The following is an 18,234-nucleotide window of genomic DNA, read 5'->3' as shown; positions in this document are numbered from 1 at the left end:
GGCGATGGCAGCGCCCCTCTCCCCGTCACTATACGGGGAGAGGATGCCGGCAGGCAGGTGAGGGGCGGCGCCAGCCTGAAACGACTTTGCTCCTGCACGAAATCTGCAAATCCTTGCGGAAAACCTCCTCCAATCCGCCGCGCGCTTTCCGCAGCCGCCGGCGAAACAGGCGGCATGCGAACACATCACAGATCCCGCTGGTCCCTGCCCCGGCGCCTCCGCAACGAAGGCTGGTGGTTGGTCGAGCCGCAGAGGCCGCGCATAACGGCGGTCATGCTTCCTTTCATCCCAAGATCACGGCTGCGGCATGCCATGCGAGCGGCGGCGCTCGGGACGGTTCGGTCTTGACGCCAGCTTTCACGACTGGCGGCCTTTGCGCGCTCTCGACAAGCACGGCCCGCTTGCTAATCCTGTCATGACAAAACCGTATTCAGCGAGCTGCCGATTCCATGCCGCACAACATCCTCGTCGCCGACGACGATCCGCATATCCGCGAGATCATTTGCTTCGCGCTGGAAAAGGCCGGCATGAAGACGGCCGCCGTCGCTGACGGCGCCGCCGCGCTGCAAGCGGTCGAGCGCCGCGCGCCCGACCTCATCGTGCTGGACATCGGCATGCCGGAAATGGACGGGCTGGAGGTCTGCCGCAGGCTGCGGCAGCGCTCCGACGTGCCGGTGCTGTTCCTGTCGGCCCGCGATGAAGAAATCGACCGCATCCTCGGCCTTGAAATGGGCGGCGACGACTATGTGACGAAACCGTTCAGCCCACGCGAGCTGGTTGCCCGCGTCAACGTCATCCTGCGGCGGGCGCGCCCGGCGGTGGTGGAGGAAGACGCTGACGACCGTCGGTTCGCGCATGGCAAGCTGGTGCTGGTTCCGGCAAGCCATGCGGCGAGCTTTGAAGGCAGGCCGCTCACCCTAACAGCGATCGAGTTCGCGATTCTGAAAGGTTTTCTTGGCCGCCCGCAGCATGTGCTTGGCCGCGATGCGGTGATGGCCAATGCTTACCAGTCCAACATCCATGTCTCGGAACGCACCGTCGACAGCCATATCCGCAACATCCGCGCCAAGCTGGCGGCGGTCGGCTGTTCGGATGCGATCGCGACCGTGCATGGCGTCGGCTTCCGGCTCGGCCGATGCGGTGGCTGAGCAAGGAGAAATGGCGGCCCAGGCTCGCCACCGTGGTCGTCGCCATCCTGATCGTGGTGATGGCGCTGCCGCTGGTCGGGCTGTTCTTCTTCCGGCTCTATGAAAACCAGCTGATCCGCCAGACCGAGGGCGAGCTCATCGCACAGGGCGCGGTGATTGCCGCCGTCTATGCCGATGCGGTGCGCGCGGCCGGCATTGCACCGGAACGGTTGGGAACGCCGATCTCGGCGGATCCGGCAAAGGACAATAATTACCCCTATCAGCCGATCGAGCCGCAGCTCGACCTTGCCTCCGACAATGTCATGCCGTCGCGACCCGCGGCCGTTCCCGCCACCGCCGATCCGGACTTCGCGGCCATAGGCGCAAAGCTCGACGGCATTCTGGACGAGGCGCAGAAGACAACGCTTGCCGGCTTCCGGCTGCTCGATCCGCATGGCGTGGTGATTGCCGGCGGCGGTGAGGTCGGACAGTCTTTCGTTGAGGTCGAGGAGGTGCGGCAGGCGCTCGCAGGCGCCTATGCAAGCGAGCTTCGCCTGCGGATTCCCGACCAGCCGCCGCCGCCGCTCTATTCGGTGAGTCGCGGCACCAAGGTGCGCGTCTTCGTCGCCTTGCCGGTCGAGCTCGACGGCAGGGTCGCCGGCGTGGTCTATATGTCGCGGACGCCGAACAACATCGTGAAACATCTCTATGGCGAGCGCGGCAAGGTCACGCTCGCGGCGATCGCGATTCTCGGCGGTACGCTGCTGATCGCGCTGGTGTTCATCCGCACCGTCAGCCGGCCGATCTATGCGCTGATCGAGCGCACCAAACGCATCGCCGCCGGCGACCGCGAGGCAATGCGGCCGCTCGCCCATCACGGCACGCGCGAGATGGCGGCGCTGTCGGCCGCCTTCCTCGACATGGCGCAAAAACTCCAGGCGCGCTCCGACAGCATCCAGACCTTCGCCACCCATGTCTCGCATGAGCTGAAATCGCCGCTGACGGCGATCCAGGGCGCGGCCGAGCTGCTCAGGGATTCCGGCGGGACGATGGACGAGGCCGAGCGACGGCGTTTTTCCAACAACATCGTCACCGATGCCGGACGGCTCAATCTGTTGGTGCGCCGGCTGCTCGAACTGGCGCGCGCGGAAAACCTGGCGCCGAGCGGCGAAAGCACGACAATCGGCGCGGCGCTGGCGCTGCTGCCGGTCGACGCCAGGCTGGAGGTACGAGTCGAATCGGGCAGCGATATCGGCCTCGGCATCTCGGGCGAGAATCTCGCGATCGTGCTCGCCAACCTCGTCGACAATTCCGCACGGCACGGCGCGAAGCAGGTGACGGTCGGCGCCGAAAAGGCGGGCGAAAGGGTGGCTCTCCATGTCGGCGACGACGGCGGCGGCATTTCGGCGGCCAATCGCGCAAAAATCTTCGAGCCGTTCTTCACCACAAGGCGCGAGGCCGGCGGCACCGGCATGGGCCTCGGCATCGTGCTGGCCCTCCTGAAAGCGCATGATGGCACGATAACGCTGGTTGACTCCGAACGCGGCGCGCGCTTCGAGATCAATTTGCCGGTCGCGTGAGGACCGGCGAATCGGAGAACAAAGTGCGTTACGACATCGTCATCATCGGCGGCGCCATCGTCGGGTCCTCGGTCGCCTACTATCTGCGCGAAGAAGGTTTTACCGGCTCCATCGCGCTGATCGAGCGCGATCCGCAATTCTCGCAAGCGGCGACGACGCTGTCCCTGGCCTCGATCCGCCAGCAATTTTCCATTCCTGAAAACATCCGCCTGTCGCAATTCACGCTGAAGCTGTTCCGGCGGCTGAAAGAGACTTTCGGCGCCGATGCCGACATCGGCTTTCGCGAGGGCGGTTATCTGATCCTCGCCGGCGAGGCGGGGCTGCCGATCCTCAAGGCCAATCACGAGGCGCAGATCGCCGAGGGCGCCGATATCGTGCTGGAGGATGCAGGCCAGCTCGCCCGCCGCTTCTCCTGGCTTTCGACCGAAGGCATTTCCGCCGGCGCCTATGGCCGCGGCGGCGAGGGCTGGTTCGACGCGCATGCGCTGCTGATGCTGTTCCGCAAAGCGCTGCGCGAGAGGAGGATCGACTTCATCACCGCGTCGGCCACCGGTATCACGCGCCAGGGCAGTCGGGTCACCGGCGTCGCCCTCGACAATGGCGAGACGCTGGAAGCGGGCATCATCGTCAACGCCGCCGGCCCGAACGCCGGCAAGGTGGCGGCCTTTGCGGGGCTCGCACTGCCGGTCGAGCCGCGCAAGCGCAACGTCTTCGTCTTCGAGGCACGGGAAAAATATGCCGACATGCCGCTGCTGGTCGATCCCTCCGGCATCTATGTGCGGCCGGAAGGCTCGGTCTATCTCACCGGCGGCGCCGAGCCGGAGGAAGGCGACCATGCACCCGATCCCAAGGATTTCGAGGTCGAGTGGCCGCTGTTCGAGGACGTGATCTGGCCGACTTTAGCCACCCGCGTCCCGGCCTTCGAGGCAATCAAGCCGACACGCGCCTGGGTCGGGCACTATGATTACAACACCCTCGACCAGAACGCGGTGATCGGGCCGCATCCGGAGGTGGAAAACTTCCTCTTCGCCAACGGCTTCTCCGGCCATGGCCTGCAGCAGGCGCCGGCGGTGGGCAAGGCGCTCTCGGAACTCATCGTGCATGGCGGCTATCGGACGATCGATTGCACGGCGTTCGGATATGAGCGCGTCGCTGAGGGGCGGGCGTTCAGGGAATTGAACGTCATCTGACGCATAATCGCATCGACGGACAAGGCGTTGCCAAGCGCATGCCCGCGCGCCGTATTGTCGAAAATGCACCACACCTCGGTGGCTGAGGCGCCCGCGTCGGCGAGCTGAGCGCTGATCTCCAACAGTCGGCCGGCGTCGTAGTCCGAGAAATAGACATGCGGCGCGCCATGAAAGCGGAAATAGGCGAGCTCATGCCAGCCGCCGGGCGCGGAAGCGGCGGCAACTGAGGCAGGGTCGGCCGCCACGCGCCCGACACGGAGGCGGCTCAGCAAAGCATCCGCTCCCGGCTCGAACCAACTGGCGTGACGCGGTTCGCAGACCAAGCGGCAGTCGGTCTTGTCGTGCAACAAGGCGAAGAACCTTTTGGCTATCTGCCTGTCGAACTGCAGACTGGGCGGCAGCTGGACCAAGAGCGCGGCCAGCCTTTCACCGAGACCTCCGACCTCACCCATGAAAGCATCCAGAAGATCATGGCAATCTACCAGGCGGCGCTCATGGGTCGCGGCTTTGGGGATTTTGACAGAGAACCGAAAACGATCCGGGACCGAGCACGCCCAGCGCTCATAGGTTTCGCGCTGATGCGGTTTGTAGAACGAGGAGTTGATCTCCACGACAGGAAGACGCGAAGCGTAACGCTCCAATTGCGAGCCCGTCGCCGGAACAGAGGACCTGTGCGCTGCCGGTATGGTCCATCCGGCTGTTCCGACAAAAGATTTGTTTTGTGCCATGTCGACAATCTGGACAGGCGCGCGTGCAGGTCAAGGCGGGGCTCGGGCGGCGAGGCGGCAGCCCAGATGTGCCTGTAGCCAGCCGAGCACGCGCGCCCAGCCTTCGGCGTGCTCCGCCGCGGCGTCCGGGAAGCCGGCGAAGCCGCCATGGCACACGGTGAGCCGCGTGCCGGCAGAGGTCGGCTCCAGCAGATAGGCAACCGTCGTTTCGTGACGGCCGAGCGTCGGGTGATCCCAATCGTAGCGCCTCGTCTGCACGACCCTGAGCCCCGTCGCGATCTCGAGGAAGCTGCCGCTGGCGGGCAGGGTCCTGCCGTCGGCCGTCCTCACGATGACGCGCCACGATCCGCCGACGCGCAGATCGGCGGCCCAGCCGATCATCCGGTAGGTCTCGGCCGACCCCCACCAGCGCTCGACGTCGCTGGTGAGAAGCGCGGTGACGACTTGTTGCGGCGAAGCGGGAAGTTCCGCCGAAGCCATGACCGTCTCTGTGTTCGCCATGGCGCGCGGCCAGCTATGCGGCAGTATCATTGCCAACCTCCTCCGCGGCCGTTCAATGCGTCGTTCAGCCCTTCGATGGCGGGCGCTCGAAACCCTTGCCGGTCTCGAGCAGGCTCTTGAGGCTCGCCAGCACCAGCGGCCAGCCGTTGGACACGTTCGGGATCAGCCGGTGCGGGCCGTCGGCCTCGTGGGTGACGGCAAGCTTCATCAGCTCGCCGTCCTTTTCGATGGTGAAGGTACAGCGCGTGTAGCCGTCTTCCTTCACCTCGGGCAGCCATTCGTTGCGCCATTTGATGACCAGACGCCTGGGCGGATCGATCTCGAGGATCTCGCCCGAGTCGGCCACGCGGCCGTCCGGGAAGATCAGCTTCCAGCTCGAACCCACCTTCCAGTCGCTCTCCTGGTAGGAGCAGAGGAAGAACTGCCGGTTGAACTCCGGATCGGTCAGCGCCGTCCAAAGCTTTTCGGGCGTGGTGCGGATGTAGGTGACGTAGACGAAAGTGTTGTCGCTCACGGCTCTTCCCTTTCAAGTCGTTTCTTCAGGTCGCTCAAGGCATCCAGCCGATGGCGCTCGAATTTGCCGATCCAGCGCTCGGCGATCTCGTTGATCGGAACGGGGTTGAGGTAATGCTCCTTCTCGCGGCCACGGCGAACGGTGGCGACGAGGTTCGCCTCCTCGAGAATTGCCAGGTGCTTGGTCACCGCCTGGCGCGTCATGTCCATCCGCTCGCAGAGCGCGTTCAGCGTCTGTCCGTTCCTGGCATAGAGGCTGTCCAGCAATTGGCGGCGGGTCGGGTCGGCCAAAGCGCGAAAGACGGCATCCATGGTCATGGCCTTAATATGCAACCATTTGGTTGCATGTCAAGCGTCGCGACAGATCGACCGATCACTTGCCAGTGAATGGCATCAGCGCTTGCGGGAGAACCAGAAGGCGTCGGGCATGCGTTTCATGCCGATGCGCTCGTAGAAGCCGACCGCGTCAGGCATCGAGATCAGGCTGATGGCGACGGACGTGCCGAGCTGGCGGCGTGCCTCGTCCATCAGGCCTTTGCCGATGCCGAGCCCCTGCGCCGAAGCCGATACGGCGAGCTCGGAGATGTAGCACACCCAGGAGAAGTCCGTGACGCCGCGTGCGACGCCGACAAGCGGACTGCCGTCGACATCGAGCCGTGCCGTCAGCACCAGATTGGCATTGCCGAGCATTGCCTTCAGCCGAGCTTCGTCGTCGACCGGCCGTGTTTCGCCGAGGCCGGATTCCACCAGCACGCGGCGGAATTCGCCGACATCGAGCGTGGGTTCGCTTGCGTAAAGGACCTTCGAAGTCGGCGCCATGCGGCCAAGGTGCCCGATCGGCCGGGATTTTGAAAGCAGCCGATCCCGATCTTGTGTTCGATCGCCCAAGCCACGCGACAACAGTTGCCTTTCATTTGCCGCCGGCTTTGTGTAAAGCGTGCGCAAAATTCCCCGCAGAGAGAAGACGGGTAAGGACCATGGACAAATTCACCAAGCTCACCGGCGTCGCGGCGCCCATGCCGATCGTCAACGTCGATACCGACATGATCATCCCGAAGGATTATCTGAAGACGATCAAGCGCACCGGGCTTGGCACCGGCCTGTTCGCCGAGATGCGCTACAAGGACGACGGCACGGAGAACCCGGATTTCGTGCTCAACAAGCCGGCCTATCGCAAGGCGCAGATCCTGGTCGCCGGCGACAATTTCGGCTGCGGCTCGAGCCGCGAGCACGCGCCCTGGGCGCTGCTCGATTTCGGCATTCGCTGCGTCATCTCGACGTCGTTCGCCGATATTTTCTACAACAACTGCTTCAAGAACGGCATCCTGCCGATCACGGTCAGCCCGGAAGACCTGGACAAGCTGATGGACGACGCCTCGCGCGGTTCCAACGCCACGCTGTCGATCGACCTCGAAGCCAAGGAGATCCGCGGCCCGGATGGCGGCGTGGTCAAGTTCGATCTCGACGACTTCAAGCGCCATTGCCTCTTGAACGGCCTCGACGATATCGGACTGACCATGGAGAAGGCCGGCGCCATCGCGTCCTTCGAGAAGAAGAACGCCGAGCTGCGCCCCTGGGCCTGAACGGCTGAGGCACTTGTGAGAGATAGCCCGGCCGCAAGCGGCCGGGTCCGTGGCGGCTGAACGGAGGGACAGTCATGACACGCTCGCTTCTGGCCGGCGCCTGCGCCTTGGCGGCGATCCTTCTGGCGGTGTCCGGGGCGACCGCGCAGAGCCAGACGGCGCCGCAGGCGCCCGCGGCTTCCGACCAGCCCGCCGCCAATCAAGCGGCGGCCGATCAAGGCGCATCGAGCACTTCCGACGCCGCTCCCGCCGACACCGACAAACAGGCGCCGATCCCGTTCGAAGGCGGCCAACTCACCATCACGCAGCCGGAGCAGGACGGCGAGAAGGTGCTCGCCTATGACGGCAAGCAGCTGGCCAGCAATTACGACGTCTCCTTCGACAGGATCGTCAAGATCGACGACGTCAACGTGGCGCTGGTCGATGTCGGCGACGGCGGCAACCAGTGCGGCCCGGCCAAGGTCATCGTCTGGAAGCCGAAGGACGGCGAGATCCGGACCACGACGGTCGAGCAGGACGAATGCGGCGCGCCACCGGCCGCGGTTTCCGACGACGCCATCTATTTCGTGCCTTTCCTGCTGCCCGGAGCAACCAAGCCGGCCTTGCAATGGTCGCCGACCGAGGGGCTGACGACCTCCGGAAACCTGACCTACACGCCGGAACCCGGCACCGACTGGAAGGACGTCGATTCGTCGAAATACGACAACATCATCGACGCGTTCCATAACGAAGCGGTTTACAAGGCGGCGCAGGCGCTGCTGGGCGACGATATGCCCGACATGGCGACCAGCCTGCTGGTCGGCGGCGGCACCGAAAAGACCGCTTCCGGCGCCTTCTATGCCACCGGCTGCGTGCCGCATGACTGCGGCGGCAATGACGGCTTCATGGCGGTCGACCCGGTCAAGCACAAGGTCTATTTCGCCCGCCGCGGCCAAAATGGCGAGCCGGATGCCTGGCCGCCGGTAAAGGACTGGCCGGTGGATATCAAGAAGGCCTATGACGACACGCAGGGGAATTAGCCCGAGCGTCAATTGCCAGGTTGCGTCCTTCGCGCCCCCTTCTGTCCCGCCAGCATCGCGTTGTCTGGCTCACGACTGGGTTGTGGATGCGTTTCAGAATGACCGAACAAATCCTGCGAGGCCCCATGCGCAAGCTGATCTCCACCGGTTCCCCCTTCGAGAAAACCGCCGGCTATTCGCGCGCGGTGGTGCAGGGCGACTGGTGTTTCGTCTCCGGAACGACCGGCTACGACTATGCCACGATGACGATGCCCGACACGGTCGAGGCGCAGACGCGCAATTGTCTTGCCACCATCGCTAAGGCCCTTGCCGACGGCGGCTTCGACATGGCCGATGTGGTGCGGGCGCATTACTATATTACCGACCAGGCCTATGTTGACGTGGTCTTCCCGATCCTCGGCGAGGCGTTCGGGGACATTGGCCCGGCGGCGACGATGATCGTCTGCCAGCTCAACAAACCGGAGATGAAGATCGAGATCGAGGTGACGGCGCTCAGGCGCACTGTCTGATGCCTGTCGCCCAGGCTGCGAAGCGGCTGGGCACACCACGGCGTGGAGCGAGGAGCGGCCCATGGTCAACGTCAGACGCATCGTCGCGAATATCGAAACGCCCGACATTGCGGCGGCAAAGCGCTTCTATCAGGGCGTGCTTGGCCTCGATCAGCTCATGGATATGGGCTGGATCGCCACGTACGGCTCCCAGCAGACCATGGCCGTCCAGATCAGCTTCATGTCGCAAGGCGGCTCGGGCACGCCGGTGCCGGACCTCTCGATCGAGGTCGACGATGTCGATGATGCGCTGGACCGCATGCGCAAGGCTGGCTTTGCCGTCGAATACGGCCCGGCCGACGAGCCCTGGGGCGTGCGGCGCTTCTATGTGCGCGATCCGTTCGGGCGGCTGGTGAATATCCTGTCGCATCGGTGATGGCGCGCCTACCGGCCTCTTGCGAGATGCTGGCAGGGCAGAGGGGGTGTGAAGGATCTCGAGGCTCGTCCCCTTGCGCACAGCCCGCCCGGCGTTTAGCAAGGCCGCGGTTCAATTCTCTCCCCAGGACGGTTCTCCATGGCTTCGAAAAATCTCTTCCTGCTCGCCGGCGACGGCATCGGCCCCGAGGCCATGGCCGAAGTGAAGAAGTTGATCGCGGCCATGAACGCGAAGCTCGGCAGCGGCTTTGCCACCGACGAGGGGCTGGTCGGCGGATGCGCTTACGACGCGCATGGCGCGGCGATCTCCGATGCCGACATGGAAAAGGCGATGGTGGCGGATGCCGTGCTGTTCGGCGCCGTCGGCGGGCCGAAATGGGACAAGGTGCCCTACGAGGTGCGCCCCGAGGCCGGCCTGCTGCGCCTGCGCAAGGACATGGAGCTGTTCGCCAACCTGCGTCCGGCGATCTGCTATCCGGCTTTGGCCGCCTCCTCCTCGCTCAAGCAGGAGGTGGTCGAGGGCCTCGACATCTTGATCGTGCGCGAGCTGACCGGCGGCGTCTATTTCGGCGAGCCGAAGCAGATCATCGACCTCGGCAACGGCCAGAAGCGCGGCATCGACACCCAGGTCTACGACACGTTCGAGATCGAGCGTATCTCCGGCGTCGCTTTCGAGCTGGCACGCACGCGCAAGAACCATGTCACCTCGATGGAAAAGCGCAACGTCATGAAGTCGGGCGTGCTGTGGAACGAGGTGGTCACCCAGACGCATCAGGCGAAATATGCCGACGTCAAGCTCGACCACATGCTGGCCGATGCCGGCGGCATGCAGCTGGTGCGCTGGCCAAAACAGTTCGACGTCATCGTCACCGACAATCTGTTCGGCGACATGCTCTCGGACATCGCCGCCATGCTCACCGGCTCGATCGGCATGCTGCCGTCGGCCTCGCTCGGCGCGCCGGACGTCAAGACCAAGAAGCGCAAGGCGCTCTACGAGCCGGTGCACGGCTCGGCGCCCGACATCGCCGGCAAGGGCGTCGCCAATCCGATCGCCATGATCGCCTCCTTCGCCATGTGCCTGCGCTATTCCTTCGGCATGACGGTGGAAGCCGACAAGCTCGAAGCGGCGATCGCCGCCGTGCTCGACGACGGCCTGCGCACCAAGGACATCATGTCCGAGGGCATGACCGAGGTCGGCACCACCGAGATGGGCGACGCCATCATCGCCAAGTTCCTGGGCTGATCCCCATGGCAGAGGCGGCGGTCGACGTCCGCTGGGCGACGACCGAAGACGCCGAGGCGCTCGCCACCGTGCTTTGCGCAATGGCGGCGCATTATCGGCAGTCACCGCTCGACCATGCCCGGGCGACGGCCACGGCAAAGCAGTGGCTCGGCGAGGAAAGCCCGGCCTATCCGCATTTCGCGCTGGCCTTCGCCGGTGGCGAGGTGGCCGGCCTGGCCTCGGTCGCGATCGCGCATCCGGGCATTGATCTCGACCGGCTGATGTTCTTGAAAGACCTGTTCGTACGCCAAGAGGCACGAAACGCGGGAGTGGGTGAGGCGCTGATCGGCTTTCTCGCCGGCTATTGCCTCGACAAGCGCATTGGCCGCATCGACCTCACCGCCGAGGACTGGAACGAGGGTGCGCTGCGCTTCTACGAGCGGCTCGGCGCCGAACGCCATGGCCAGAAGATCTTCCTCAGGCTGTCGGGCGAGGCACTAAGGACGGCGGCCGTCAGAATCTAACTCCGCCCGGCACCGGCCCCCACTTGTTGTCGCCGGCCTGGGTCGGATCAGGCCGAAGACCAGGGTGGCGAGCCAGCCGACATAAGGCACGAAGCAGAGGATGGCGAGCCAGCCGGTCAGGCCGAGATCATGCAAGCGGCGCACGATGAGCGCGACCCACGGCAGGAACGTGAGCAGGACGTAAAGACCGAGCAGGCTGAACATGACGACCGGCTCATCGCCGCCGCCCTCGACGTTGCCGCGCGACAGGTCTGCGGAGAAGCCGACGCCGATGGCGACGACAAGACCGATCGTCCAGAACAGGCAAAAGCCCCAGAACTCCTTGCGCCGGGCGCGGCCGGAGAAGTTGACGTAGTTCGTCGTCACGCCACGCCAGAAATAGCTCCAGAGGCCGGTCGATTCCACCGTTTCGGCCTCGGCGTTGCGGCCGAAATGCGGCTGCCCCGCAGGCGAGCTGCCCGGCAGCGGACGGGCAGGAACTGGAACGGCGTTGTCAACCGGATCGATCATCCGGCCGCGGACCGAGAAGACATTGCCGGCACGTTCGCCGTTCGGCTGGAACTCGACCTGGGCTCCCCTGGCAAGCGTTGTCTCGCGACGCAGGTCCTCGCGCGCGAAACTGTAGCGCCTGCCGTCGGCGCCGCTGATGAAGCCGAAGCCCTGGTGCTCGTCATAGTGAAGAACTTCGCCATGCATCAGATCCCCCCGAGCGTCGAATTCTTTCCCTTTGCTCGATTTGACATGAGCGCCGGCCGGCGGGCAAGAGCGATGGCGTTCAGCCGGCTATCGTAGAGGCGGCAAATCGGGATAGAAGCCGCAAGTCGCCTCACAGACCGCGAAGCAATGGCCCAGAAGGACTCGACACTGCTGCCAGAAGCGGCCGACGCTCCCGGCGGCCAAAGACGGAAAATCTGCATCGACGCGACCGGCCTGCTCGCCTGGCGCGGCGCGCTGGCCGGCATCCAGCGGCTGGAAGACTTCATGGTCAGGGCAGCGCTCGCCGATCCCGACCCGGATGTCGAGGTGGTGACGCTCGATCTCTCCAGCCATCGTTTCCGGGTGCTCGAAAAATTCGAGATGGAGCAGTTGGGTGTCAGCGAGATCGCGCCGTTCCGGCAGCGGCCACGACTGCAAGCCGCTGCCGCGCTGCGACAGGGGTTCGAAGCGGTGCGGCGCCATCCAATGGCCAAGAGTGAAGCCGATCGCCAGCTTGCGGGAATGGTGACGAACGGCCGTCCCGGCTTCACCTTCACGGTGTCGAAGCTGTTGCTGCGGGCCTATCGCTTCTCTAGGCGAGCCGGTCTCCGGGCGGGTTTGCTTCGCGGCGATGCGGCGCAGCCGACGAAGGATGTCGGGCCTCGAACGGTGCTGATCAGCAACCAACTGCTGGTCGGCGAAAAGTTAGCGGCGGTTTGCGCCGGCCCCGACAACATAGCCTTTCTTTGCCACGACATGATCCCGACCATGCGGCCCGACCTTGTCGCCAAGAACAGATGGCAGTCCGCCTTCGGGCCCAATCTCGAACGGCTGGTGCGGTCCGGCGCGGCGGCCTTCTGCACCTCCGACACCGCGGCGACGATGCTTGGCGATCACATGCGCAAGGCCGGCATAGATCTGCCGGCCGTCCATCGCTTCCCGATGCCGTCGCTGCTGCATGAGAAGGCCGCGCGGCTGAGGATGACGTCGCGGCTCGAGGCCGGCGAGCCCTACATCCTTTATTGCTCGACCGTCGAGATCCGGAAGAACCACATCATGCTCGCCCGCATCTGGCAGCAGGCGCTCGACGAAGGCGTTCGGTTGCCGAAGCTCGTCTGCGTCGGCCGCTGGGGCTGGATGGTCGAGGAGCTCAGCGCCTATCTCAAGGCTCATGCGGGGCTGAAAGAAAAGATCGTCTTCGCGGGTCCGGTCAGCGACGAGGAGCTTATCGGCTATTATCGAAGTGCCAGCTTCGGCGTTTTCCCCTCGCATATCGAGGGCTGGGGCTATGCCGCTTCGGAGTGTCTGGATTTCGGGGTCCCGGTCATCGTCTCGACCACGCCGTCGCTGATCGAAGCGACCGGCGGCCTGATGCCCGCGGTCGGTTCGACCGACCAGATCGGCTGGTATGGCGCAATCCGACGGATGACAGACGACGATGCCTGGCGCGATTTGCTGGCCGGGCGTATCGCCGAAGAGCACAGGCCGACATCGCCTGTCGAAAGCTGGGCGGCGATAAAGGCCGGGCTCAAGGCGGCAGCAGCCTGCGCCAATTGACTCTTTACGCAAAGCGCGTAAAAGCCGGCAGCGAACGGGATCGTCTTCAATGCGCGGCCATTTGGCTCTTCTGGCATTCGATGCCCCCAGCCACGATGCACAGCATCGGGCCGGGCGTTTCGACGCGTCCGTCCGTTCTCGCAAAACTACGGCCAAAACCACCACCAAAACGGTGTGATTCCCTTGGCCTAACCACCCTCTCCCGGGTTCGGCCCGGGGGACAGAACCCGCATGAGGCCGGCGGGTTTTCTCCAACAACCAAGCGGAGAGGGACAGGAGATTTCGATGAGTTTCAAGGTTGCGGTAGTCGGCGCCACGGGCAATGTGGGCCGCGAAATGCTCAACATTCTGGACGAGCGCGGCTTCCCGGCGAGCGAAGTGGTGGCGTTGGCCTCGCGCCGCAGCCAGGGCACCGAAGTTTCCTTCGGCGACCGCACGCTGAAGGTCAAGGCGCTCGACACCTACGATTTTTCCGACACCGACATCTGCGTCATGTCGGCCGGCGGCAATGTCTCCAAGGAGTGGTCGCCCAAGATCGGCAAGCAGGGCTGCGTCGTCATCGATAATTCGTCGGCCTTCCGCTACGACCCGGACGTGCCGCTGATCGTGCCGGAAGTGAATCCGGACGCGGTCGAACTCTTCTCGCGCAAGAACATCATCGCCAATCCGAACTGCTCGACGGCGCAGCTCGTCGTGGCGCTGAAGCCGCTGCACGATGTCGCCACCATCAAGCGCGTCGTCGTCGCCACCTACCAGTCGGTCTCCGGCGCCGGCAAGGAAGGCATGGACGAGCTGTTCACGCAAACCCGCGCGGTTTTCGTCGCCGACCAGGTCGACGTCAAGAAGTTCACCAAGCGCATCGCCTTCAACGTCATCCCGCATATCGACGTCTTCCTCGACGACGGTTTCACCAAGGAAGAGTGGAAGATGGTCGCCGAGACGAAGAAGATGCTCGATCCCAAGATCAAGCTGACGGCGACCTGCGTGCGCGTGCCGGTGTTCATCGGCCACTCGGAAGCCGTCAACATCGAGTTCGAGAAGCCGATTACCGCCGACGAGGCGCGCGAGATCCTGCGCGAGGCTCCTGGCTGCCAGGTCTTGGACAAGCGCGAGAACGGCGGCTACATCACGCCGCTCGAGTCGGCCGGCGAGGACGCCACCTTCATCTCGCGCATCCGTGAGGATTCGACCGTCGATAACGGCCTGTCGATGTGGGTCGTCTCCGACAATCTGCGCAAGGGCGCGGCGCTCAACGCCGTCCAGATCGCCGAGCTGTTGGTCGAACGGAGCCTCATCCAGCCGAAGAAGAAGGCGGCTTAGTTCCGCTCACGGGCCGCATCGCCGCTTCGCGGCTGGCCCTCCGCGAGGGCGCCGGACGACCGGCGGCCCGCGGTCGCGGGCTCGGCCTTCGGCCGTTTTGTTCTCGCTCACGGGCCGCACCGCCGCTTCGCGGCTGGCCCTCCGCGAGGGCGCCGGACGACCGGCGGCCCGCGGTCGCGGGCTCGGCCTTCGGCCGTTGGGCTCTCGCTCACGGGCCGCGCGTCGCGGGCGGCCTTCCGCCGATAGCTCTCTTTTCCCCGTTCACGGGAAAGGTCGCGGCAGGAGGATGAGGGTGGCGCCGGAATATCCAGGTGTGACGAGCGATGCCCGCTGCTTCCATGTGCCGAGGCGCTAGCCACTGCTCTCCGCAGCCAGCTGCCGCAGGAGGCCGAGCGCCTCGTCCGCCCGCTCCGCCAGGACGAACAGATGGTCATGGTAAAAGGCCGAGACCGGATTGACGCCCATGCCGGCAGCGGCGAGCCGCGTCGTGATCGCGGCCAGAAAGCCGACGGCGTCGAGCGACGAATGGATGTCGAGCGTGATCATCCGGCAGCGGAACGTGCCGGCGAGGCCGGCTACCTTCGCTTGGTCCTCCGTCACGATCAGCGTCGTGCCTTCCCGCTCGCGAAACTGCATGACCGGATCAAGACCGTGCGGCACGGCCCCACCCGGCGCCAGGGTCGCGAAAACATGGACATCGGGGAGCAGTTGCGGCGTCATCGACGCCAGTAGTCTTTTGAGATTGGTCTCGCCGGTCATTCTCTCTCCTCCGGTCATGCATTCTCACTCAATCATGCGTTCGGAAAAAGCGCACCGACCCTTGTAGGATCGCCGCCCTGCCCGCCGTCCTTGGCTCGAAGCTGGCAAAACAGCCAGGCTCCAACCAAGGAGGGAACACCAATGAGCATTTCAGAAGCCGCTCCCGTCTCGAACGGCGCCTTGTGGACCGGGCGCGCGCTTAGCGCCATTGTCATCCTTTTCATGATCTTCGACGGCGTCATCAAGCTGCCGCCGCTGCAGATCGTCACCGAGACGATGACGCAACTCGGCTGGCCAGATGACCCCAACATCGCGCGGCTGCTCGGCATCGTCGGTCTGATCTCGACTGTGCTTTATGCGCTGCCGCGCACGTCCGTGCTCGGAGCCATCCTGCTCACCGCCTATATGGGCGGCGCCATTTCCACGCATGTGCGCATCGGTAACCCGCTGCTCTCGCACACGCTGTTCGGCGTCTATCTCGCTGTTGTCCTGTGGGGCGGGCTCTATCTGCGCGACCCCAGAGTGCGCGCGCTGATCCCGTTCAGCCGCTGAGGTGGTTCGTTCTGGTGATTCCACCGGCTGCGGCGACCGCAAGGCTTCGAAGCCGGGTTGCCAAGCTGCGTTACCGAACGCTAATTCGTGAGCACTCTCAATGCTGTCGAGGCCGGTTGGCGCAACCCGCGCCTGCCTTCGAAACAGCAATATTCGTTCCCTTCGGGATCAAATTAGCCGTTTGCGAGTTAAAGCTTGGCGGCGAGGACGGCGATCCCGTGAGAGAGGAACTGAAATGAAGAAAGCGATTACCATTCTGGTGCTGACGGTGGCGCTGGGCGCCTGTTCGCAGACGGAAAAAGGAGCGGCGATCGGCGGCTTGGGCGGTGCTGCGGTCGGAGCGGCCGTTGCCAATGACCCGGTCGAGGGCGCAGTGGTCGGTGGCGCTGTCGGCGCCGTGGCCGGCGCGTTGATCGGCCGTGCCAGCGAAAGCGGCAAGTGCCGTTATCGGGACCGCTACGGGCGCGTTTATATTGCTCGTTGCCCGTCGGGATATTGAGGTATCAACAGGCCTGACCAAAAGAACGGCGGGGTTGGCCCGCCGTTCTTTTGACCTGTTTTGACCGGGGGCCGAGATTACTCGGCGGTCGCGGCTTCCGCCTCGGCGGGTGCTGCGGACGCGGCCGCAACGGCAGCGGCGGCGTCTTCCTGGGCCTTCTTCAGCAGGGCTGCGCGCTCCTGCGCCTTCTTGCCCGGCAGGGCCTTGTTCGGGTTCGAGCGGGCCGGACGCTTGGCGATGCCGGCCTCGTCGAGGAAGCGCAGCACGCGGTCGGTCGGCTGGGCGCCGTGCGAGAGCCAGTGCTTGACGCGGTCGGCATCGACCTTCACGCGTTCGCCGTCCTTCGGCAGCAGCGGGTTCCACGAGCCGAGCGCCTCGATGAAACGGCCGTCGCGCGGCGAACGGGCGTCGGCGACGACGACGTGGTAATAGGGACGCTTCTTCGAGCCCGCACGGGCCAGTCTGATCTTCAGTGCCATTCTTTATCTCCTAACAAGCTCTGAGTTCGTTGATTGGGTTGCGGCTTTGGCCTTGTGCAAGTCGTAATCCCAAGACCGCTGCGCAGTTTGGGCGACATGCACCAGCTTCAGCCGGTTTTCGTCACGCCGTTGTTAGCGGCGATCTGTTCGTGATGCCGGATGACTTCGCGGATGACGAAGTTCAGAAATTTCTCCGCGAAATCCGGATCGAGATGCGCATCCTTCGCCAGTTGGCGCAGGCGGGCGATCTGCTGCTGCTCGCGCGCCGGGTCGGCTGGCGGCAGGCCATGCTCGGCCTTCAGCACGCCGACCGCCTTGGTGCAGCGGAAGCGCTCGGCCAGCATATGAATGAGGGCGGCGTCGATGTTGTCGATCGAAGCGCGGTAGCCCGCCAGAACGGCGCGTGCCTCGGCCATATCCTTCTCCTCGTTCATCGCCCCCTCACTTCTTCTTGCCAAGGCCAGGCAGCCCGCCGAGACCGGGAAGGCCCGGCAGTTTCATGCCGCCGGGCAGGCCCGGCAACCCGCCGCCGGGAAGTCCGCCGGGCAGTCCACCCGGCAGGCCTTTGCCGAGACCGGCAGCCTGGGCCTGCTTCTGCAAGGCCTCCAGCTGCTTCGGATCCATCTTGGAAAGGTCGGGCATGCCGCCGCCGGGCATCATGCCGCCAAGGCCCATCTTCGAAGCCAGGCCTCCCATCATGCCGCGCATCATGCCGCCGCCTTTGCCCTTGCCGCCCATCGCCTTCATCATGTCGGCCATGCCGCGATGCATCTTCAAGAGCTTGTTGATCTCGGCCGCGTCGGTGCCGGAGCCGGCGGCGATGCGCTTCTTGCGCGAGTGCTTCAAGATATCGGGGTTAGCGCGCTCGGCCTTGGTCATCGAGGAGATGATGGCGAGCTGCCGGCGGAACATCTTGTCGTCGAAGCCGGCTGCGGCGAGCTGGTCCTTCATCTTGCCCATGCCGGGCATCATGCCCATGATGCCGCCCATGCCGCCCATTTTCGACATCTGCTGAAGCTGCGCGGCAAGGTCGTTCAGGTCGAACTTGCCTGACTGCATCTTCTTGGCCATCGCCGCCGCCTGCTCGGCGTCGATGGTCTCGGCGGCCTTCTCGACCAGCGAGACGATGTCGCCCATGCCGAGGATGCGGTCGGCGATGCGCTTGGGGTGGAATTCCTCCAGCCCGTCCATCTTTTCGCCGGTGCCGATCAGCTTGATCGGCTTGCCGGTGACGGCGCGCATCGAAAGCGCGGCGCCGCCGCGGCCGTCGCCGTCCATGCGGGTCAGCACCAGGCCGGTGATGCCGACGCGCTCGTCGAAGCTTTTCGCCAGGTTGACCGCGTCCTGGCCGGTCAGCGAGTCGGCTACCAGCAGGATTTCGTGCGGCGACGACACCTTTTTGATGTCGGCCATCTCGACCATCAGCGGCTCGTCGCTATGGGTGCGGCCGGCCGTGTCGAGG

Annotated in this window: 22 protein-coding genes and 1 pseudogene; 13 read left to right on the top strand and 10 right to left on the bottom strand. The window is 64.8% G+C overall.

What is annotated here, in order from left to right; translation table 11 throughout:
• Positions 1–449: 449 nt before the first annotated feature.
• Genes EOA32_RS02860 through EOA32_RS02850 form a run of 3 tightly spaced genes read left to right on the top strand, consistent with a single transcriptional unit; the run spans position 450 to position 3,897 of the window.
• A complete protein-coding gene (locus tag EOA32_RS02860) occupies positions 450–1,148 on the top strand; it encodes a response regulator transcription factor (RefSeq protein WP_095782764.1) in 699 nt (232 codons plus the stop codon).
• Entirely contained in the window at positions 1,136–2,707 is a 1,572-nt protein-coding gene (locus EOA32_RS02855) for a HAMP domain-containing sensor histidine kinase (protein ID WP_128370807.1), read from the top strand. Before EOA32_RS02860 ends, EOA32_RS02855 begins: the two co-directional genes overlap by 13 nt.
• 23 nt (positions 2,708–2,730) lie before the next feature.
• Positions 2,731–3,897, top strand: a complete 1,167-nt coding sequence (locus EOA32_RS02850; protein WP_128370806.1) for an FAD-binding oxidoreductase — start codon at positions 2,731–2,733, stop codon at positions 3,895–3,897.
• Here the strand turns inward: EOA32_RS02850 and EOA32_RS02845 are convergent.
• From EOA32_RS02845 to EOA32_RS02825, 5 genes are all read right to left on the bottom strand, one after another.
• A complete protein-coding gene (locus EOA32_RS02845) occupies positions 3,816–4,625 on the bottom strand; it encodes a DUF72 domain-containing protein (RefSeq protein WP_128370805.1) in 810 nt (269 codons plus the stop codon). The genes EOA32_RS02850 and EOA32_RS02845 overlap by 82 nt on opposite strands.
• A 30-nt stretch (positions 4,626–4,655) precedes the next feature.
• Positions 4,656–5,156, bottom strand: a complete 501-nt coding sequence (locus tag EOA32_RS02840; RefSeq protein ID WP_128370804.1) for an SRPBCC domain-containing protein — start codon at positions 5,154–5,156, stop codon at positions 4,656–4,658.
• 34 nt (positions 5,157–5,190) lie between these two features.
• Entirely contained in the window at positions 5,191–5,640 is a 450-nt protein-coding gene (locus EOA32_RS02835; protein WP_128370803.1) for an SRPBCC family protein, read from the bottom strand.
• Positions 5,637–5,957 carry a metalloregulator ArsR/SmtB family transcription factor gene (locus tag EOA32_RS02830; protein WP_066991637.1) on the bottom strand — a complete coding sequence of 107 codons (321 nt, stop codon included), beginning with the start codon at positions 5,955–5,957 and terminating at the stop codon, positions 5,637–5,639. The genes EOA32_RS02835 and EOA32_RS02830 overlap by 4 nt, the downstream gene beginning before the upstream one ends.
• 75 nt (positions 5,958–6,032) lie before the next feature.
• Positions 6,033–6,458, bottom strand: coding sequence for a GNAT family N-acetyltransferase (locus EOA32_RS02825; protein ID WP_066991640.1), 426 nt, complete (start codon positions 6,456–6,458; stop codon positions 6,033–6,035).
• A gap of 158 nt (positions 6,459–6,616) precedes the next feature.
• Between EOA32_RS02825 and leuD the strand changes: the two genes are divergently transcribed.
• The 6 genes from leuD to EOA32_RS02795 all read left to right on the top strand — a co-directional run bounded on the left by leuD (position 6,617) and on the right by EOA32_RS02795 (position 10,910).
• A complete protein-coding gene (leuD, locus tag EOA32_RS02820; protein WP_128370802.1) occupies positions 6,617–7,222 on the top strand; it encodes a 3-isopropylmalate dehydratase small subunit in 606 nt (201 codons plus the stop codon).
• 74 nt (positions 7,223–7,296) lie between these two features.
• The gene (locus EOA32_RS02815; protein WP_128370801.1) at positions 7,297–8,241 is read left to right on the top strand and encodes a hypothetical protein; all 945 of its coding nucleotides are present in this window, start codon (positions 7,297–7,299) and stop codon (positions 8,239–8,241) included.
• Between the two features lie 125 nt (positions 8,242–8,366).
• Entirely contained in the window at positions 8,367–8,750 is a 384-nt protein-coding gene (locus EOA32_RS02810; protein ID WP_095782756.1) for a RidA family protein, read from the top strand.
• A gap of 61 nt (positions 8,751–8,811) precedes the next feature.
• Positions 8,812–9,165 (top strand): VOC family protein, encoded by a 354-nt coding sequence (locus EOA32_RS02805; protein ID WP_128370800.1) that lies wholly within the window; start codon positions 8,812–8,814, stop codon positions 9,163–9,165.
• 138 nt (positions 9,166–9,303) lie between these two features.
• Positions 9,304–10,407 carry a 3-isopropylmalate dehydrogenase gene (leuB, locus tag EOA32_RS02800; protein ID WP_095831759.1) on the top strand — a complete coding sequence of 368 codons (1,104 nt, stop codon included), beginning with the start codon at positions 9,304–9,306 and terminating at the stop codon, positions 10,405–10,407.
• A 5-nt stretch (positions 10,408–10,412) separates the two neighbouring features.
• Positions 10,413–10,910 (top strand): GNAT family N-acetyltransferase, encoded by a 498-nt coding sequence (locus EOA32_RS02795; RefSeq protein WP_066991656.1) that lies wholly within the window; start codon positions 10,413–10,415, stop codon positions 10,908–10,910.
• Here EOA32_RS02795 and EOA32_RS02790 read toward each other — a convergent pair.
• The gene (locus EOA32_RS02790; RefSeq protein ID WP_348632183.1) at positions 10,884–11,606 is read right to left on the bottom strand and encodes a DUF805 domain-containing protein; all 723 of its coding nucleotides are present in this window, start codon (positions 11,604–11,606) and stop codon (positions 10,884–10,886) included. The genes EOA32_RS02795 and EOA32_RS02790 overlap by 27 nt on opposite strands.
• A 147-nt stretch (positions 11,607–11,753) precedes the next feature.
• On the opposite strand from EOA32_RS02790, the gene EOA32_RS02785 reads away from it, so the two are divergent.
• A complete protein-coding gene (locus EOA32_RS02785; protein ID WP_128370799.1) occupies positions 11,754–13,163 on the top strand; it encodes a glycosyltransferase in 1,410 nt (469 codons plus the stop codon).
• A gap of 285 nt (positions 13,164–13,448) precedes the next feature.
• The gene (locus EOA32_RS02780; RefSeq protein ID WP_128370798.1) at positions 13,449–14,483 is read left to right on the top strand and encodes an aspartate-semialdehyde dehydrogenase; all 1,035 of its coding nucleotides are present in this window, start codon (positions 13,449–13,451) and stop codon (positions 14,481–14,483) included.
• A 351-nt stretch (positions 14,484–14,834) separates the two neighbouring features.
• On the opposite strand, the gene EOA32_RS02775 is transcribed toward EOA32_RS02780, so the two are convergent.
• Positions 14,835–15,242 (bottom strand): ACT domain-containing protein, encoded by a 408-nt coding sequence (locus tag EOA32_RS02775; protein ID WP_095776706.1) that lies wholly within the window; start codon positions 15,240–15,242, stop codon positions 14,835–14,837.
• Positions 15,243–15,383: 141 nt separating this feature from the next.
• Between EOA32_RS02775 and EOA32_RS02770 the strand changes: the two genes are divergently transcribed.
• Positions 15,384–15,794: a DoxX family protein gene (locus tag EOA32_RS02770; protein ID WP_128370797.1), complete on the top strand. Its 411-nt coding sequence runs from the start codon at positions 15,384–15,386 to the stop codon at positions 15,792–15,794.
• A 235-nt stretch (positions 15,795–16,029) separates the two neighbouring features.
• Positions 16,030–16,293, top strand: a complete 264-nt coding sequence (locus EOA32_RS02765; protein WP_066991674.1) for a YMGG-like glycine zipper-containing protein — start codon at positions 16,030–16,032, stop codon at positions 16,291–16,293.
• 77 nt (positions 16,294–16,370) lie between these two features.
• On the opposite strand, the gene rpsP is transcribed toward EOA32_RS02765, so the two are convergent.
• The 3 genes and pseudogenes from rpsP to EOA32_RS02750 all read right to left on the bottom strand — a co-directional run.
• Positions 16,371–16,772, bottom strand: coding sequence for a 30S ribosomal protein S16 (gene rpsP / locus EOA32_RS02760; RefSeq protein WP_066991677.1), 402 nt, complete (start codon positions 16,770–16,772; stop codon positions 16,371–16,373).
• Between the two features lie 107 nt (positions 16,773–16,879).
• Complete coding sequence (locus EOA32_RS02755; RefSeq protein ID WP_066991680.1) at positions 16,880–17,206, bottom strand: chorismate mutase; 327 nt, start codon at positions 17,204–17,206, stop codon at positions 16,880–16,882.
• 7 nt (positions 17,207–17,213) lie between these two features.
• Positions 17,214–18,234: pseudogene (locus tag EOA32_RS02750) on the bottom strand (signal recognition particle protein); the annotation flags it as partial.

The organism is Mesorhizobium sp. M1A.F.Ca.ET.072.01.1.1, assembly GCF_004023325.1.
In the GTDB taxonomy this organism is placed as follows: domain Bacteria; phylum Pseudomonadota; class Alphaproteobacteria; order Rhizobiales; family Rhizobiaceae; genus Mesorhizobium.
This window is presented reverse-complemented; position numbering and strand designations above follow the sequence as displayed.

Bases quoted from the DNA above. Each gene is read 5' to 3' on its own strand.
- EOA32_RS02860 (WP_095782764.1), top strand. From the start codon at position 450: ATGCCGCACAACATCCTCGTCGCCGACGACGATCCGCATATCCGCGAG.
- EOA32_RS02855 (WP_128370807.1), top strand. From the start codon at position 1,136: ATGCGGTGGCTGAGCAAGGAGAAATGGCGGCCCAGGCTCGCCACCGTG.
- EOA32_RS02845 (WP_128370805.1), bottom strand. From the start codon at position 4,625: ATGGCACAAAACAAATCTTTTGTCGGAACAGCCGGATGGACCATACCG.
- EOA32_RS02840 (WP_128370804.1), bottom strand. From the start codon at position 5,156: ATGATACTGCCGCATAGCTGGCCGCGCGCCATGGCGAACACAGAGACG.
- EOA32_RS02830 (WP_066991637.1), bottom strand. From the start codon at position 5,957: ATGACCATGGATGCCGTCTTTCGCGCTTTGGCCGACCCGACCCGCCGC.
- EOA32_RS02825 (WP_066991640.1), bottom strand. From the start codon at position 6,458: ATGGCGCCGACTTCGAAGGTCCTTTACGCAAGCGAACCCACGCTCGAT.
- leuD (WP_128370802.1), top strand. From the start codon at position 6,617: ATGGACAAATTCACCAAGCTCACCGGCGTCGCGGCGCCCATGCCGATC.
- EOA32_RS02815 (WP_128370801.1), top strand. From the start codon at position 7,297: ATGACACGCTCGCTTCTGGCCGGCGCCTGCGCCTTGGCGGCGATCCTT.
- EOA32_RS02810 (WP_095782756.1), top strand. From the start codon at position 8,367: ATGCGCAAGCTGATCTCCACCGGTTCCCCCTTCGAGAAAACCGCCGGC.
- EOA32_RS02805 (WP_128370800.1), top strand. From the start codon at position 8,812: ATGGTCAACGTCAGACGCATCGTCGCGAATATCGAAACGCCCGACATT.
- leuB (WP_095831759.1), top strand. From the start codon at position 9,304: ATGGCTTCGAAAAATCTCTTCCTGCTCGCCGGCGACGGCATCGGCCCC.
- EOA32_RS02795 (WP_066991656.1), top strand. From the start codon at position 10,413: ATGGCAGAGGCGGCGGTCGACGTCCGCTGGGCGACGACCGAAGACGCC.
- EOA32_RS02790 (WP_348632183.1), bottom strand. From the start codon at position 11,606: ATGCATGGCGAAGTTCTTCACTATGACGAGCACCAGGGCTTCGGCTTC.
- EOA32_RS02785 (WP_128370799.1), top strand. From the start codon at position 11,754: ATGGCCCAGAAGGACTCGACACTGCTGCCAGAAGCGGCCGACGCTCCC.
- EOA32_RS02780 (WP_128370798.1), top strand. From the start codon at position 13,449: ATGAGTTTCAAGGTTGCGGTAGTCGGCGCCACGGGCAATGTGGGCCGC.
- EOA32_RS02775 (WP_095776706.1), bottom strand. From the start codon at position 15,242: ATGACCGGCGAGACCAATCTCAAAAGACTACTGGCGTCGATGACGCCG.
- EOA32_RS02770 (WP_128370797.1), top strand. From the start codon at position 15,384: ATGAGCATTTCAGAAGCCGCTCCCGTCTCGAACGGCGCCTTGTGGACC.
- EOA32_RS02765 (WP_066991674.1), top strand. From the start codon at position 16,030: ATGAAGAAAGCGATTACCATTCTGGTGCTGACGGTGGCGCTGGGCGCC.
- rpsP (WP_066991677.1), bottom strand. From the start codon at position 16,772: ATGGCACTGAAGATCAGACTGGCCCGTGCGGGCTCGAAGAAGCGTCCC.
- EOA32_RS02755 (WP_066991680.1), bottom strand. From the start codon at position 17,206: ATGAACGAGGAGAAGGATATGGCCGAGGCACGCGCCGTTCTGGCGGGC.